Below are 16,097 nucleotides of genomic sequence, written 5' to 3' on the forward strand. Positions count from 1 at the left end.
AACATAAACCATGTGCCAATAATGAGCTCTACACTCCAAATGTGCAGCCTTTGGCACTGAATACAATTTACTTTCTGCCCCTGAAAGCCAGTTCTACGGCGCGGTACGCTCCATCGTATACGCCTGCTTTTTTTGCTGTGAGGATATATCCGCACATCTTTTCGATAATATCTCCGCCATGCTGTATCATGTCGATCATTGCCGCAGTTTCGGCAGGTGTGGCACATTCATATGTACCGTCGCCTATTTCCGCAGCACGGATAGCTCCCCATGCCTCGTGTCCGCCTACACGCTTTATCATAAGCTTTGGGATAGGATAAAACGCAAGCTCGCTTGGTTTTGTTATGAGAACATCGCTGCATCTCATAAGCAGATTTGTGGAATACACTGCCGCAAATATGTCCTTGTGACAAAATGCGTGTATGCCCTTTACATCGCCGTCATATGCCGCTTTGCAAAACCTTGAGGTCTCATTGAAGTCATCGAAGTGCTCATGCAGGAAAGGCTTCATCTGAGGAACTGTTGTAATGAGCTCGTGCCATACCTTATCATGGTCGCCAACATTTATGAACAGTGTCGCCTTGCCAGCCTTTATTGCAGGCAGCAGCTTCCTGATAACTGCAATGAATATCTCCTTTTGCGCACCTGCTCCGCCTACCGACATCAGCCAGCGTTTGGCTTTGCCGTCATGCACACGCTTGATGCGCTTTTCACAGTCCTTCTCAATATTGCTTACAAGCTCATGGTCGATATAATGACCTGTGTATACTATCGCCTCCTTCGGCATAGGCTTCAGCTGACGCTTTTTGTCCATTCCTCTCAGAGCCCTGTAGCCAAGATATGAGGAAGGTGTCTGAACTGTATGTATCGCGCCCTCGGAAAGATGAAGTCCCATAGGCCAGTTATCGGGAATAGCGTTCACAACGTGGGTAAGTCCTGCGTGTATCGCCGCCTGTGACGGCCACACATGAGTAGCTACATATGGTATATCCTTTGGCAGGTCACGGAATACCGCCGTCATCAGCTCTGTTGTCTTCTGGTCGGCACTGTTATAGGTAAGCTTTCGGAAGCCCTCGCTGTTCAGCGGCTCCCATACAAGCTTATTGAACAGACTGAATTTCTGTGACAGTCTCGAACCAAGAGAATACAGTTCATTCTGCTCGGCGATTATCTTTCCGCAGGAAGCCTGCTTGAATGAGTGAAGGTCGAACCAATATGGCTCATAGCCCATTGCATGGGCTGCCGAGGCTATTGCCATTGATATCCTGTAGTGTCCGAAGCCCATTCTGATATTGCCGATTATAATGCTCTTATCATCGAATTTGCAGCCGCTCTCCTTGCTCAGCACTATCTGCTTCACACCTAACGGCTCTGCAATAGCAGGTGCAGGCACTGCTGAAAGGTGATATTCTGTCTGGGTATCGTCACCGTATTTGCTCATATATTTTCCCTTGGTCTTTACTGCCTTTTTATAGGCTTTGCGGGAAATTTCATTTCCAAAAATATATTTTGATCTGTCCATAAAAATCCCTCCGAGGTATTGACAAAGGCGTTAAAATATGTTAAAATATTTCTAAGGAATGATAGACAGTCTATCATCTGATATATAGTCTATCACAAAAAAGGAGGTTTGTCAAGTGGTAAATGAATTTTCTCAGGAAACTTTAAAAAATAAACGCTTTGAGAAGGCTGTCGAGGTCAGTGCTCAGCTGTTTCTGAAAAATGGCATCGAGGCTGTTAAAATGACCGATATTGCTGATGAATGCGGCATCGGTGTTGCAACGCTCTACAGATATTTCGGCACTAAAAACGGCATAACTATCGCAGCTATGACCTATATGTGGAACGAGCTCAACAAGATGTTCAGCGGTATTTTCGAGTCAAAGGTCTTTCTTGAACAGTCAGGTATCAAACAGATCAACGATCTTATGAGAATGTTCGCTGTCCTCTATCAGGCGCACCCCGGATTTATGCGGCTCCTTGCCGAATTCGACCTCCTGCTCTCGTCCGGTGATATCCCAAAAAAGGATCTGAAGGAATACGAAAAGTCCATAATCAATTTTTATCCCGTATTTGAGAGGTCATATATGGCAGGGATATCCGACGGCACAGTCCGCGAGATACCCGATGTCAGACTTTTTTATCTGTCATATGCACATACGCTCATGGAGCTCAGCAAAAAGCTCATTCAGGGAGAGCTTCTGCCCGGTGATGACTTCTCTCATGCTGAACAGGAGCTGGGCACCATAATCGACACCGCCGTATACTTTCTGAGGAAGGAGTGACGTTTTATGGAGAACAAGAAAACCGCTTCCAATAAGATACTATGGATCTTCGCTGTCGGTCAGCTCGGCTGGTCAATACTTGCAGGAATTATTTCTAACTGGCTTGTTTTTTTCTATCAGCCAAGTCAGGAAGAACTTGCAAAGGGTCAGACTGCGCTGATACCTCAGGGCACATTTATCGGTCTCACCGTAATCGGCGTTATCACTGCTGTGGGACGTATCTTCGATGCAGTTACAGACCCATTCATAGCAGGCAAGTCCGACTCACTCAAACACAGATTGGGCAGACGTATACCTTTTATGCGTTTTGCCGCTATCCCCTTCGGTATCGTTACGGTTCTGATGTTCATTTCTCCATTTGAAGCAGGCAGCAAGGGCAATGTGGCTTGTCTTTTCATATTCGCTATGCTCTTCTATTTCTGCATGACCTGCTATTGTACTCCATATAATGCTCTTATCCCCGAGCTCGGCAGCACTCAGAACGCGCGAATAAACCTTTCCACATATATTTCCGTTACTTATTTCTTCGGTACGGGAATAGCTTTCTTCCTGCCAAGTGTCGCAGGGATTTTCACGGACAGTCTTGGTTACGCAAACAGCTACCGCGTAAGTATAGCTATTCTCGCTGCTATTGCAATAATATGTATGCTCATTCCTGCATTTCTCATTGACGAGAATGTTTATGTGGACACTACTCCAAGCAAAAGCTCGGCTTTCAGTTCTCTCCTCTCCACATTCAGGAACAAGGATTTCCGTATCTTCGTGTGTTCGGATATACTCTACTGGATAGGACTGACCCTTTTCCAGACAGGTCTGTCATTCTATGTTACAGTCCTCCTTGGTCTTGATACGCAAAAGACATCCACTCTCTTTATAATAATGACTGTATCATCCCTTGCCTTCTACCCTGCCGTAAATATCTTTTCAAAGAAGCTGGGCAAGAAGAAGCTCATCTCCTTCGCTTTCCTTTTCTTCTCGGTAGCTTTTATAGTAACAGCAGGCGCAGGTTTATTCGATATCCCTGCTATGGCTTACGGAGTTATCATCGCCGTTCTTGCAGCTCTGCCTATGGCTATACTCGGTATTCTTCCGCAGGCTGTAGTTGCCGATATCTCGGAAGAGGACAAGCTTGAAACAGGCGAGAGCCGTCAGGGTATGTTCTACGCTGCAAGAACATTTGCCTTCAAAATGGGACAGTCCCTTGCAATGCTGCTTTTCACAAGTATCGCACTTGTAAACTCTGATGTAAAAAAAGGACAGTCGGGCTACGGTCTCGGCTATAGACTTACCGCTGTAGTTGCAGCTGTCTTATGCCTGCTGGGCGGTCTGGTATTCCTGAAATATAACGAAAAGAAAGTCCTCAAGCGAATCGGGGAGGGTCAGAAAGATGCTTAAATTCAAATCGCTGCAATTCTTGTACAAAGACGGTGAACACGACTTCATGGCTATTACATCAAGCTCTCTGCGCAATGACAGAATGGTGCTTGAAATAAATACTCAGGACAATGTTTTCTCCGTTACCGTAAAAACAAACGAAACTATCACTATCCAGAAAATGTACGCTGAATTTGAATACTTCTACAGCGATGACGAAAAGATATTCCTCAACGGATATCAGTCGTGGACGGACTCTGTCGAGCATAATATCGGTGATAAGATGCGCGGTATAAGCCATATCCCCTGTGCTATACGGGAAAAGTACGCTTTTTCACAGTACGGCGACTATAATTTTGCGGATTACGGCGAATATATGCACGGCTGGACCTACGGCTATATACGGAATGGCGATAATTACAGCTTTATGGGTTCGCTGTGCGAGGAAAGCGGCTTCACGCAGATAATCACTCAGACCGACAAGAATATCATTGCTTTCCGCAAGGACTGCTCAGGCGTTGATATCAACGGAGAATGGTGTGCGTTGAAGCTGTACATTGAAGAGGGGGCGGAAAAAGAGGTCTTCGATGTTTACTTCGACCTTCTCGGAGTTGCTCCACGTAAGTGCGCAAAGCCTGTTTTCGGCTATACGAGCTGGTATAACCACTATCAGGATATCAACGAAAAAACTATTCTCGACGACCTTTCAAGCCTTGACTCCCTGACTGCAAAGGCTGACGTTTTTCAGATAGATGACGGCTGGCAGACTGCCGTTGGCGACTGGCTTTCTGTAGACAGCGAAAAATTCCCCGACGGTATGAAAAAAGCTGCCGACGATATCAAAAAAGCAGGCATGACCGCCGGAATATGGCTGGCTCCCTTCGTCTGTGAGGAAAATTCCGAAATATTCAGAAATAACAAGAGCTGGCTGCTGGTTGACGAAAAGGGTGATTACGTAAAGGGCGGCTCAAACTGGAGCGGCTTTTATGCCCTCGATATCTATAATTACGAGGTAAGGGCTTATATCAAAAATGTCCTCAGCACTGTCATAAACGACTGGGGCTATGGACTTTTAAAGCTTGATTTTCTTTACGCTGCCTGTCTTATTCATAGAAAAGACAAGACACGCGGTCAGGTAATGGCTGAGGCTATGGACTTTCTTCGCAAGTGCGCAGGAGACGCCCTTATACTGGGCTGCGGTGTTCCTCTTGCTTCCGCATTCGGTATAGTGGATTACTGCCGTATAGGCTGTGATGTAAGCCTTGACTGGAATGACAAGCCCCATATGCGTCTTATGCATCGTGAGCGCGTCAGCACGAAAAAATCTATACTGAATTCCGTTTTCCGCCGCCAGCTTGATAAAAGAGCTTTTCTCAGCGACCCTGATGTATTCCTGCTCCGTCCCTGCAATATTTCCATGTCGGAGGAGAAAAGAAAATGTCTCGCGGAAATTAACGCTCTAATGGGAAGTGTGCTCTTTACATCGGATAATTTCTTCGATTACGGTGAGGCGGAGCTGAAAGAGCTTTCAAAAATAATGAAGATACGCGACGCGGAAATCATAGCAGCCGACCTGAACGACGGTGAGCTTACGCTGAGATTCAGGATCGGCGATAGAAAATATATAAAAACCTACAGCATATAAACCCTAAAGGCTGACTTTCAAACGGAAGTCAGCCTTCTTCAAAAAATATTATGTCGTTTTTTGTTGCTTTTTGTCGTAATTTGTGATATCATTTGTTTGAAGAGGTGATGTTCTTGAAAGGTGTCAAAGCTTTCAAAACGTACCTTCTCTTTCTGCTCTGCGCAGCTGTGATAACAGCAGCATCAGCATTTTATTTCAATACTTCCGATACAAATAAAAACACCTCGACTATTATTTTTAACAGTAATACAGACAAACAGACTTCGCAAACCAGCAAGGCTGTTACAAGTATAAAAACTTCTGCAACTGCAAAAAGTAAAACGACCACAGCAAAAACTATTCCTGAATCTGTCACCGAAGCCGTTACTGAAATGCTGTATATCGACATCAATTCAGCAAACGCAGATGAACTTGCCGAACTTAAAGGCATAGGAGAGGTACTTGCAAAAGAGATAATAAACTACCGCGAAAATAACGGCGGTTTCCGAAATATTGAGGAGATAATGAATGTAAACGGCATCGGTGAAGGGATATTTGCCGATATCCGCGACTATATCTATGTTATCTCCCCTGTTTACGATGAGGAAAATCAAGAGCCCGAGGCTCCCTTCACTAATGACGAGTATGAACCAACAGAGTATGTCCCGACGCTTGAAGAAGCTGCTCCTATCAATATCAACACAGCAGGTATGGAAAAACTTATGCTGCTGCCTCATGTTGATGAAGATATCGCACTCAGGATAATCGACTTCCGTGAGCATACAAGGTTCAGCAGCGGTTATGAGCTTATCCTTATTGACGGGCTCTCGCAAAACGATGCGGCTGATATCCTTCCGTATATCGTAACATGACCGTTATCTGTATTATTCGCAGAGCAGTCCGTGCATGGGTGATCTATTGTTATATCAAATCTAAGGGGCGATGTTAAAATCGCCCCTTACAATTTGTTTTTATGCCCATAATTACTAATCAATCCCGTCTCTCAGGAAAGACTTTCTATCTTTACGCGGAGCTTTTTGATTATTTTCTTTTCGAGCCGTGATATGTATGACTGTGAGATGCCGATACAGTCGGCGACCTCCTTCTGTGTCTTTTCCTTGCCGTCGATGAGTCCGAAACGCATTTCCATTATCTCACGCTCACGCTTGCCAAGCTCCGATACGGCATTTCGGAGCATTTCCCGTTCAGCTTCGGTCTCGATACCCTTATTAACGATATCATCATCTGTACCAAGAATATCCGACAGCAGCAGTTCGTTGCCGTCATAGTCGATATTCAGCGGCTCGTCAATAGAAAGATCATTGCGGTACTGTGAGGACTTCCTCAGAAACATGAGTATCTCATTTTCGATGCACCTTGAAGCATAGGTAGCAAGCTTTATGTTCTTTGTGGGACAGAATGTATTTACAGCCTTTATAAGCCCGATAGTACCGATAGAAACAAGATCCTCTATGCCTATTCCCGTTGACTCGAACTTCTTGGCAATGTACACCACAAGTCTCAGGTTGTGGACGATAAGGCAGTTCCTTGCCTCGGTATCGTGCAGCATAAGCTTTGAGAATACCTCTTCCTCCTCCTGCCTTGTCAGAGGCGGCGGAAGTGTATCCGAGCCATTTACGTAAAATATCTCGCCTCTGAAATGCTTTTTCAGGAATATCCTGACTTTTTCGATGATGTTCATATTTTCTCCTTCTTTCCTATATTTTCAGCAGCTTAGGATTGAATACAGCTTTTCCGCCGCATTCTCCGAAGCCGATAACAGCGTCTACGGGCTTTCTCTCGCCGTCTGTACAGCTTATGATGACCTCGTCGGGACGAAAAACAGGTATAAGCCCGTTCCCTGATACAGCCGTACAGGGCAGCAGCCTAAAGCCTCGCGGCAGCCTGTCTATATTAAGTTCTCTGCCTGTCAGCTCAGTGAAATACTCAGCCGCACATATTATAACAGGCGTACCGCTGAAAAAATCTACCAGTCCGTTTCCCGTGTCAGCAAGACCATTCACTGCTATGACCTTGCCGCCCTCACGTATAAGCACTCGATAGCTTCCATCGGGAGTCCTGTCCAGCCATATCCTCAAAAAACGCACTGCTACATATAGTGCAGCAGTTGTCAGGATAAGAATGAGCAGTGAGAAGTCTATATAGAAACAGCCGTTGCAAAAATGCATGAACCGAGGCTCAAAAACTGAATAAACTCCGTAAACTGTGCCTGCAAGCACGAAATTTGCAGCAAAAAATGCAAGGGTATTGATGACCAGACGTTTCCTGCCATGCAGTCCGAATGAAAGTGCAACTATACTTACCGCCGCAGCTGTCTTTATAAGTAAAGCAGCAATACTCCCAAGATCGGGCAGCAAAATAGTAAGTGAAAAGATGCTCCCGTACAATGACGCTGCAATGCATCTGCCTGTTCTCAGCGGCGAATGAGTAAGTCCCGCCGTAATCCGCAGCAGGAAGTAATTTACATATATATTGAGTACAAGAAGTACATCAACGTAGATCGTCTCCATCGGACACCTCCTGACTTGCTTCCCTGTACTAATATTATAATGCAGCGCGTCCAAGAAATATGTCAGAATTGGCGGTCAACATTGACAAATACAGGTAAATGACATATAATAAGTATAAACGTGCAGCAAACAAAGGAGCGATAAAATGATTCAGGACATTTTTCCAAGCAGGCTGGACAACAGCTTCAGGAAATGCGATATATGCGAAAATGATGATCTTCTCTGCTTTGACAGCGAAGGCAGGATACTTGTTGATACACATAGCGGAAAAATAGTATTTCCCAAAAATGATAATAATGCAGTCAATAAAAAGGTTTATGCCTTCTCGGTAGACGACAAACGCTATTTCATTGCACTTGGGGAGACTTCAAGCACAGATCCGTCATATGAGTACCTTACTATCCGTCAGCTCAGGGATAAATTCAGCGGCAAAGAACTTTTTGCGGCTTTTACAGCCTATCACCTGTGGAAATGGTACAGCGACAACCGTTTCTGCGGAAAGTGCGGTGCAGAGCTTGGCTTACATGAGTCAGAACGTGCCATGAAATGTGAAAAATGCGGAAATACTGTCTATCCGAGAATTAATCCCGCTGTAATAGTCGGAGTAATAAAGGACGACTCTATCCTTATAACAAGATACCGCCGCGGCTTTGCCCACAATGCGCTTGTTGCAGGCTTTACGGAGATAGGCGAGACTCTGGAGGAGACCGTGAGACGTGAGGTAATGGAAGAAACAGGCGTTAAGGTCAAGAATATCAGGTACTATAAGTCTCAGCCCTGGGGCATGGCTCAGGATATTCTTGTGGGATTTTACTGCGATGCAGACGGTGACGGCGGTATACATATGGACGAAAACGAACTTAAATACGCTGAATGGGTAAAGCGTGAGGATATTGAATTACAGCCTTACAGCCACAGCCTTACAAACGAAATGATGAAAATATTCAAGGAAGGAAAAATATAGCAGTTATTAGTGCTTAGCAAGTTGTAGAGGCGGATAATATCAGCCCGCCGTTGTAGGGGGCTGATGCCCACATCAGCCCGAAATAATTACAACGCAGGTCGAGTTCCAATCAACCGTATGGAAAGATGAAAACAACGCGCTGTAGAAAATGTCCTGAAATAAAGAATAATCAACTATATTAAATTCCCGAGGATAATTCTTCGGGAATTATTTAATTTACTGTTATAGGTTTTACCTATAGCTGAGTATAATTCATATGTATTGGACAAATGCCTATTGTCGTGGTATGATATGAGTAATAAAAAACACAGAGGTGCTTAAAATGAAAGATATACGCGAGTTTATAAATTCCGAGCGAATGTGTCGGGATAGAATTTGAAGGATAATAACGAATAAGAATTAAACAATAATAAATTTTTTGAAAGGGTGTTCAATAATGAGCAATTATAAATTTGAAACAATACAGATCCACGCAGGTCAGGAGAAGCCGGATCCTGCAACAGATGCGAGAGCAGTACCGATATATGCAACTACTTCATATGTTTTCAAGGACTCTGCACAGGCAGCAGGACGTTTCGGACTCACAGAAGGCGGCAACATCTATACAAGACTTATGAACCCGACTTCTGATGTGTTCGAGCAGAGAATAGCAGCTCTTGAAGGCGGTGCAGGCGCACTTGCAACAGCATCGGGCTCGGCAGCTATCAGCTATGCTATCCAGAATATCGCAACAGCAGGCGATCACATCGTAGCTTCCATAGACCTCTACGGCGGCTCATACAATCTCCTTAACAATACTCTCCGCGAGCAGGGTCTTACAACTACTTTCGTTGATCCTTCCGACCCTGCAAACTTCGAGAAGGCTATAAAGCCAAATACAAAGCTTCTCTACGCTGAGACTCTCGGAAATCCGAATTCTGATGTAATTGATATCGAGGCTATCTCAGCTATCGCACATAAGCACGGTATACCTCTTGTCGTGGACAATACCTTTGCTACACCTTACCTCCTCAGACCTATCGAGCACGGTGCTGACATTGTAGTTCATTCCGCAACAAAGTTCATCGGCGGTCACGGAACAGTAATGGGCGGTGTCGTTATCGACTCAGGCAAGTTCGACTGGGCACAGAATGACAAGTTCCCGGGTCTTTCAAAGCCAAATCCCTCATATCACGGTGTTGTATTCACACAGGCTTGCGGAAATCTTGCATACATTATCAAGCTCCGTACAACTCTCATGAGAGATCAGGGCGCAACTATTTCGCCTTTCAACTCATTCCTGCTCTTACAGGGTCTTGAAACACTTTCCCTCCGTCTTGAGCGTCATACCGAGAATGCTCTGAAGGTTGTTGAATTCCTTAACAACCACCCACAGGTTGCTAAGGTAAACCACCCTTCACTCCGCACAGGCAGAGCAAAGGAGATCTACGACAGCTACTTCCCTAACGGTGCAGCTTCTATCTTTACATTTGAGATAAAGGGTACAGCCGAGGACGCTAAGAAGTTCACAGAAAGCCTTGAACTCTTCTCACTCCTTGCAAATGTTGCCGATGTTAAGTCACTTGTAATACACCCTGCATCAACAACTCACTCACAGATGAGCGAGGAAGAGCTTCTTTCCGCAGGAATCAAGCCAACTACAGTAAGACTCTCTATCGGTACAGAGCACATCGACGATATCATCGCTGACCTCCAGCACGGTTTCGACGCTGTTAAGTAAAGCAAATTAGTTTCACACATAAAGATATATGCCATTTAAGAGAAAGGACCTTTCGTATGAAAGGTCCTTTTTCTTGATATTGACTTTTTGAATATTTAACGGGCTGATACGGTCATCAGTCCATAAAATGCAATGATCTTATGATTTTTTCAGCTTTACAAGATCTTTTATGACCTCGCCGCCGATTATAAGTCCTGCAACCGAGGGTACAAAAGCCGTAGAACCAGGAGTTGAACGTCTTGCTGTTCCTGTTCTCATATCCGTATTTCCGGAGCCGTCATCGGCTGCTTCTCCCTGCGGCACTATGGGCTGTTCCTTTGAGTATACCACCTTTAACTTCTTAACGCCGCGGCGTTTTAACTGATAGCGCATTGCTCTTGCAAGGGGACAAACAGAGGTCTTGTAGATATCCGTGACCTCAAACGCAGTGGGGTCAAGCTTGTTTCCTGCCCCCATTGAGCTTATTACGGGAACTCCTGCCTTCTGCGCCTGCATTATTATCTCTATCTTGCCCGTTACGGTGTCGATAGCGTCAACTATGTAGTCGTACTGAGAAAAATCCAGCTTATCAGCAGTTTCGGGCATATAGAACATCTTATGGCAAGTGACCTTGCAATCGGGATTGATGTCATGTATGCGCTGAGCAGCTGCATCCACCTTGTACATACCTACGGTGCTGCCGAGGGCGATTATCTGACGGTTTATATTGGTGATACAAACCTTGTCATCGTCTATCAGGTCAAGTGCGCCAACTCCCGACCTTGCGAGAGCTTCAACGGTAAAGCCGCCTACACCGCCTACGCCGAAAACTGCAACACGGCTTTTAGCCAGTATATCCATAGCCTCCTCGCCGAGGAGAAGCTCGGTTCTTGAAAAAATATCGGACATTTTTAACTCCTTATCACAGAACTTTTTCCATATAGCCGCAGGTAAACGGGAAGAAATCAAACTTTTTTGTGTCAGTGTGTACAGCTCCGTGTTTTTCGTACCACTTGCGGAGCTTCACGTTTTCCTCGACTATACTGAACACCAGCTTTTCGCAGCCCATATCCTTTGCTTTTGCACAGGCATCGGCAAAGAGCTTTCCGCCGATATTATTATGCCTGTATTCGGGAAGAACGCATAGATTATTCAGCTCACATTCATTATTTTCAAGCAGAAGCAGGGAATAATAGCCGATAATGCTGCCTTTCTCTGAAAAATAGCCAAACATCGGACGATGCTCTTCATCGTACTGCGTAAACAGCTTTTCATAGGTAGTTGCAAATGCCACAAATCTTGGAGCGTTTTCTGCTGTAAAACCGAACTCGTCTGCAACGGTCATGAAACTTGTCTTTATTACCCTTACACATTCGGGGATATCATTTCTTTCTATAGCTTTTATCATAAGTATCGTGGGTACTCTGAACTTTTCCAGACGATAAAGCCGTTCCTCGTCAAGCTCGGCTTTTCCGTCTTTGTAGTCGTAGCCGAACTTTCTGTAGAACTGACAGCCTGTAATGGAAGAAGGTATCTCTATACGCTTTGCTCTCAGGAAATATTCGTCCTTTTCGAGAGTTTCGATTATAAGCCTTCCGACTCCCCTGCCCTGATATTCCGGCAGAACGAAGATAGTGAACAGACCACTCTCGTCTTCCCTGCCCCAGAATGGACCTATTGAACCGCAACCTATTATCTGTCCGTTATCCTCGACTACATAGAAGTGTGTCCAGCTTGCACGTTCAAGAATATTCTGCGGCTGCTGTGACTTCACCAACTCTTCCATAAGATCGTGAGGATAGTCCTTTGTATTGGATATTCTTATAGTTTTTATAACAAGAGCAGAAACAGCTTCTGCGTCCGAAGTTTCAAATCTTCTTATGTTCATTTTATTTCTCCTTTCTGAGTTTATGGGCAGTTATTACGGTATAGCTGTAAGCATTTACGGTAATGATACAGCCGTCAACGGTGATATACCAGTTCTTGCCTTTTCTCTCGATAACAGCCTCAGGAGAGCATATCATTTCCCTGCACCATGCTATCGTATCATCACAGTCAAGTCCGACATTCCGCCTTATACGAACTGCGCCAAGCTCCGTTGTGTGAAGCTTGGCGAGGTTTTCAAGTAATTCCATTATTCTGTGATCTTGCGGGCTTCGATGTAAAATCTCTTGTCCTCGGCATGACCCATAGAGAAGGTCTTTCTAGGGAGTGCTCCGTCCTTTATAACTGTTGGGAAGAGCTGGGATTTGTCCATATCAGGGAGAATAAACGCAATACCGCTGTGCTTCTCGGCGAGTGACTTAACGGTATCAGCACCGTGGATATAGTCGATCTTACCGCCGTTTGCCTTTATATAGCCGTCAAGGAAGTTCTGGAGAGAACCGACTGACAGATTTGACGATTTTTTATTGATATAGAGCTTCTTTTCAACGCCATTGCAGGAGCAGATAACATACTGGTCTGACTCCTTCGACTCTGAAAGCTCAAGTGCAGCTGTAAGCTCGTTTATGAGCTTATCGCAGTCTACATCGTATACCAGGCGGTGGATAGCCTCAAATTTAAGTGCGTCGCTGTGAAGATTTACTATCTCAGCCAGAGCATAGCGAGCAGGGTGATTTGAAAGCTCCTTGCCCGGATTTGCCTTTTTGAGCTGCTCGTAGAACTCCTTAGCAGTAGCAAGTGAATGGTTTCCGTCACCCATAGCGTAAAGGAGTACGGGAGTATTGCTGAGACCGTATTTCTTGCAGAATGTATCGGGATCGGCAAGGGCGCAGAGAGCCTTGTCTATATTCTCCTGTGCAGTCTTGTCAACCAGCCAGCCCTTTATGCTGCCTCCGTTCTGCATCATCTCGAAATCATAGAGCTTGCAGTCGTCGGAAACTGTCTTTGCAAGGGGCTCGATAACTGTATTATCAGGATCGTCAATGAGTATCATAATATGAGGGAGTTCAAGTGGCGCGCCCTGTCTTACCTTGATACGAGGAGGGATACGCTCGATGACTGTAGCCTCTGTAGCTCTTACCTCAGAGCTGCTTCCCTTTGAGAAATCGTACTTTTCAAGGTCAATAGCACCAACTATGCCCTGACGGAGTATGCCATTGCTTTGCATACGCTCAACATATACCATAGCGTCCTTGTACTCGGTAAAAATACCGTCGGCAAGGTACTTGTCCATAGCCTTGTGGATATTGTCGATACGCTGTGCAACTCCGTCCTGTTCGAGATAAAGCTCGGGGAGAATGAGATTGAGAGTAGACGGAGCGTCTCCGACTGTCTTGCTCACCTCGTCCCAGTATTCAGGCTCGCTGGTGTACTGGTCGCAGGCGATAACGGACCACTTGTGCATATCGCAGTCCTTTGGGATAAGAATGTCAGCAGAATGAAATGCAGTTGAGTTCATGGTAAATACTCCTTTATTATTATTTAGAACTTAGATCTAAGAACTAAGAGCTAAGAGCTAAGATTGTAGGAGCGGCGTTCCGCCGCCCGTAATTTGCAGTAAATAATACATAGACAACGCCGTCCTCGGCGTTCTGTCGTTCGTGATATTTTATCGTGACCTGCGGACGCCAAAAGAGCGTCGCTACAGGCTAATGGCTAACGGCTAACAGCTCTTTTCAACTCGTTGAAAAGCCTTCCTACGGGCAGTCCCACAACGTTGAAAAAGTCTCCGTCTATGTGGGAGATAAGCGTGGAACCAAGCCCCTGTATACCGTAGCCGCCTGCCTTGTCGTAGGGCTCATCGGTGTCGGAATAAGCCTCTATTTCGGCAGCCGTAAGCTTTTTAAAGGTCACATCGGTAACTTCCGAAAAGGAATTGACCTTGCCGCCGCTTATTATGCAGCAGCCTGTGACGACCTGATGTGTACGCCCCGAAAGCTTTGAAATATCCGCTATACACTGAGCTTTGTCCTTTGGCTTGCCCAGTATCTCGCCGCCGCAGATGACCGTGGTATCACAGCCAATAACGGTGCAGTCGGAGTATTTCTCCGCAGCAGCCTTTGCTTTAAGCACCGCAAGGTACTCGGAAGCTGCCATAGGGTCGATATCTTCGGGGAGAGTTTCGTCGCAGTCCGTTGAGACCGCCTCGAAATCCTCGGTTATGTATCTCATCAGCTCGCGCCTTCTCGGCGAAGCAGATGCAAGTATTATCTTCATTTATACAACTCCTTAATATGTGCCGTTGCTGAGAACATCAAGATGACGTCTGTATCGCTTGGGGATATTTATGCCTACAAGATAGCCTATGGAGTGCAGGAAGTTTGAGATAACTACAAATCCGTCCTTGTAGAATGCTTCTATGCGTTTGTCCTTGAAAGGGATATCCTTGTAGTCAGGCGGACACCCGAATGTCCAGTCAGCACCGCTGCGGTCAAGGACTATGCGAAAAAATTTTTCGATATCGGTGTCCTTATAGCCTGTATTCATAAGCAGGATATGGTGCTCGGCAGCATCGTCTATCTGACTCATGATAACGGTCTCGCCGTCAAAGGATATGAGAACCAGCATAGGCTCGTCTGCTGCCATAGCCCTGCTTACAGCTTCCTCAGAGGGGTATCTTATTATCTTCATGTGTTCACTACCTTTGGTTATTGTGAGGCTTTTTTGCCCCTGACTATTTCTATTAATTCCGCTATTTTTTCATCAACAATATACTCGTTGGCGTCATTTAATGTGAACATTTCATTTGTTCCGTAACTTCTGTCATAGCTTGCCAAAGCGATATATACTGCGGGATTATCAGCTACTTCACTTGGAATACTCTTGTTTTTAACGAAATCTTTGATTATTCCGGGAATTTTTCCGTTATCAGCCGCTTCTGACAATGAGTTAATATATTTTCCGACTTTTTATTTAATGTATATTTCGTAAAGTCTAAATTTGCACCATAGTCTTTTTTCATTTGGGCGATATTATATAAGAAATATTTATATTGTTTCAGTTCCTCAGCCGAATAACTTCCTAATATGTTTTGTAATACGCTTTCATTTATTTGTCCGTAATTTAATAAAGCTAATAATAATTTTGATTCATTTTCTGTTACTGGTATCAATACTGATGTATTTCCTGATGCTTTATTTACATAATTATTCAGATATAATTATATACTCAGTTCTCGTGAATAATGTGCAAAAACTTCAGAGTCATGCGCGATATTTTCAAAACTGTAATCCACTTCTGTTGGTGTTTACAGGCTGTCAAGATACTCCTCAAAGCTTAGTTTGCCGCCCGTTGAAAGGTAGGCATAATATGCGAGTATACGTGAAGCATCAACAGAGTCGATCTTTCTGTCCTTGTTTACATCTGCGGCAATTTTCTGTTTGTTTGTAAATTTAGACGTCTTGCCGCCCGAAACAGCAGCATAGTCAGCCGGTACAGCCGAAGCGTCAACGGAATTTACTTGACTGTTTCCGTCAACATCTCCCAGGAGAAGCTTTTTACTTTCCGCAGAGCATAGATTTGCAGTAGCATATGTTCCTGTTATAATCGCGCAGGTTGCTGCAAATGAAAAAATTCCTTTGAACCTCATATTATCCCCCTATTAATACTATTAATAATTTTATCACACAAAAGAGTCACTGTCAAGACAAAATATATTCCTCTTTGTTGAAATTGC

At 44.7% G+C, this 16,097-nt stretch carries 17 protein-coding genes; 6 read left to right on the forward strand and 11 right to left on the reverse strand.

The window, feature by feature from the left end; translation table 11 throughout:
- Positions 1-67 precede the first annotated feature (67 nt).
- Complete coding sequence (locus BUB28_RS04810; RefSeq protein WP_072949377.1) at positions 68-1,522, reverse strand: DUF6937 domain-containing protein; 1,455 nt, start codon at positions 1,520-1,522, stop codon at positions 68-70.
- A gap of 115 nt (positions 1,523-1,637) precedes the next feature.
- Here BUB28_RS04810 and BUB28_RS04815 point away from each other — a divergent pair, with 115 nt between their 5' ends.
- The 4 genes from BUB28_RS04815 (at position 1,638) to BUB28_RS16945 (ending at position 6,155) form a co-directional block, all read left to right on the forward strand.
- Positions 1,638-2,285 carry a TetR/AcrR family transcriptional regulator gene (locus BUB28_RS04815; RefSeq protein WP_072949379.1) on the forward strand — a complete coding sequence of 216 codons (648 nt, stop codon included), beginning with the start codon at positions 1,638-1,640 and terminating at the stop codon, positions 2,283-2,285.
- A 6-nt stretch (positions 2,286-2,291) separates the two neighbouring features.
- Positions 2,292-3,680: an MFS transporter gene (locus tag BUB28_RS04820; RefSeq protein ID WP_072949381.1), complete on the forward strand. Its 1,389-nt coding sequence runs from the start codon at positions 2,292-2,294 to the stop codon at positions 3,678-3,680.
- A complete protein-coding gene (locus BUB28_RS04825) occupies positions 3,673-5,304 on the forward strand; it encodes a glycoside hydrolase family 36 protein (RefSeq protein WP_072949383.1) in 1,632 nt (543 codons plus the stop codon). The genes BUB28_RS04820 and BUB28_RS04825 overlap by 8 nt, the downstream gene beginning before the upstream one ends.
- A 113-nt stretch (positions 5,305-5,417) precedes the next feature.
- Positions 5,418-6,155, forward strand: coding sequence for a ComEA family DNA-binding protein (locus BUB28_RS16945; RefSeq protein ID WP_072949385.1), 738 nt, complete (start codon positions 5,418-5,420; stop codon positions 6,153-6,155).
- 131 nt (positions 6,156-6,286) lie between these two features.
- On the opposite strand, the gene sigE is transcribed toward BUB28_RS16945, so the two are convergent.
- Positions 6,287-6,985, reverse strand: coding sequence for an RNA polymerase sporulation sigma factor SigE (gene sigE, locus BUB28_RS04835; RefSeq protein ID WP_072949388.1), 699 nt, complete (start codon positions 6,983-6,985; stop codon positions 6,287-6,289).
- Positions 6,986-7,001: 16 nt separating this feature from the next.
- On the reverse strand, positions 7,002-7,814 hold the full coding sequence (locus BUB28_RS04840; RefSeq protein WP_072949391.1) for a sigma-E processing peptidase SpoIIGA: 813 nt from the start codon (positions 7,812-7,814) through the stop codon (positions 7,002-7,004).
- Positions 7,815-7,959: 145 nt separating this feature from the next.
- Here BUB28_RS04840 and nudC point away from each other — a divergent pair, with 145 nt between their 5' ends.
- Positions 7,960-8,778: an NAD(+) diphosphatase gene (gene nudC / locus BUB28_RS04845; protein WP_072949393.1), complete on the forward strand. Its 819-nt coding sequence runs from the start codon at positions 7,960-7,962 to the stop codon at positions 8,776-8,778.
- 436 nt (positions 8,779-9,214) lie between these two features.
- Positions 9,215-10,498: an O-acetylhomoserine aminocarboxypropyltransferase/cysteine synthase family protein gene (locus BUB28_RS04850; RefSeq protein ID WP_072949395.1), complete on the forward strand. Its 1,284-nt coding sequence runs from the start codon at positions 9,215-9,217 to the stop codon at positions 10,496-10,498.
- 138 nt (positions 10,499-10,636) lie between these two features.
- Here the strand turns inward: BUB28_RS04850 and BUB28_RS04855 are convergent, their stop codons facing one another.
- The 8 genes from BUB28_RS04855 to BUB28_RS04895 form a co-directional block, all read right to left on the reverse strand.
- Positions 10,637-11,386, reverse strand: a complete 750-nt coding sequence (locus BUB28_RS04855) for a tRNA threonylcarbamoyladenosine dehydratase (RefSeq protein WP_072949397.1) — start codon at positions 11,384-11,386, stop codon at positions 10,637-10,639.
- A gap of 13 nt (positions 11,387-11,399) precedes the next feature.
- A complete protein-coding gene (locus BUB28_RS17345; protein ID WP_242939934.1) occupies positions 11,400-12,365 on the reverse strand; it encodes a GNAT family N-acetyltransferase in 966 nt (321 codons plus the stop codon).
- A 1-nt stretch (position 12,366) separates the two neighbouring features.
- Positions 12,367-12,612, reverse strand: coding sequence for a DUF3781 domain-containing protein (locus tag BUB28_RS04870; RefSeq protein ID WP_072949400.1), 246 nt, complete (start codon positions 12,610-12,612; stop codon positions 12,367-12,369).
- Positions 12,612-13,880: a DUF1015 domain-containing protein gene (locus tag BUB28_RS04875; protein WP_072949402.1), complete on the reverse strand. Its 1,269-nt coding sequence runs from the start codon at positions 13,878-13,880 to the stop codon at positions 12,612-12,614. The genes BUB28_RS04870 and BUB28_RS04875 overlap by 1 nt, the downstream gene beginning before the upstream one ends.
- Positions 13,881-14,077: 197 nt before the next feature.
- On the reverse strand, positions 14,078-14,638 hold the full coding sequence (locus BUB28_RS04880; RefSeq protein WP_072949405.1) for a Maf family protein: 561 nt from the start codon (positions 14,636-14,638) through the stop codon (positions 14,078-14,080).
- 12 nt (positions 14,639-14,650) lie between these two features.
- Positions 14,651-15,052, reverse strand: a complete 402-nt coding sequence (locus BUB28_RS04885) for a hypothetical protein (protein ID WP_072949407.1) — start codon at positions 15,050-15,052, stop codon at positions 14,651-14,653.
- A 17-nt stretch (positions 15,053-15,069) separates the two neighbouring features.
- On the reverse strand, positions 15,070-15,306 hold the full coding sequence (locus BUB28_RS04890; protein WP_072949409.1) for a hypothetical protein: 237 nt from the start codon (positions 15,304-15,306) through the stop codon (positions 15,070-15,072).
- 362 nt (positions 15,307-15,668) lie between these two features.
- Complete coding sequence (locus BUB28_RS04895) at positions 15,669-16,010, reverse strand: dockerin type I domain-containing protein (RefSeq protein ID WP_081373378.1); 342 nt, start codon at positions 16,008-16,010, stop codon at positions 15,669-15,671.
- Positions 16,011-16,097: the final 87 nt, after the last annotated feature.

Origin of the sequence: Ruminococcus flavefaciens (assembly GCF_900143025.1) — a bacterium.
In the GTDB taxonomy this organism is placed as follows: domain Bacteria; phylum Bacillota; class Clostridia; order Oscillospirales; family Ruminococcaceae; genus Ruminococcus; species Ruminococcus flavefaciens_I.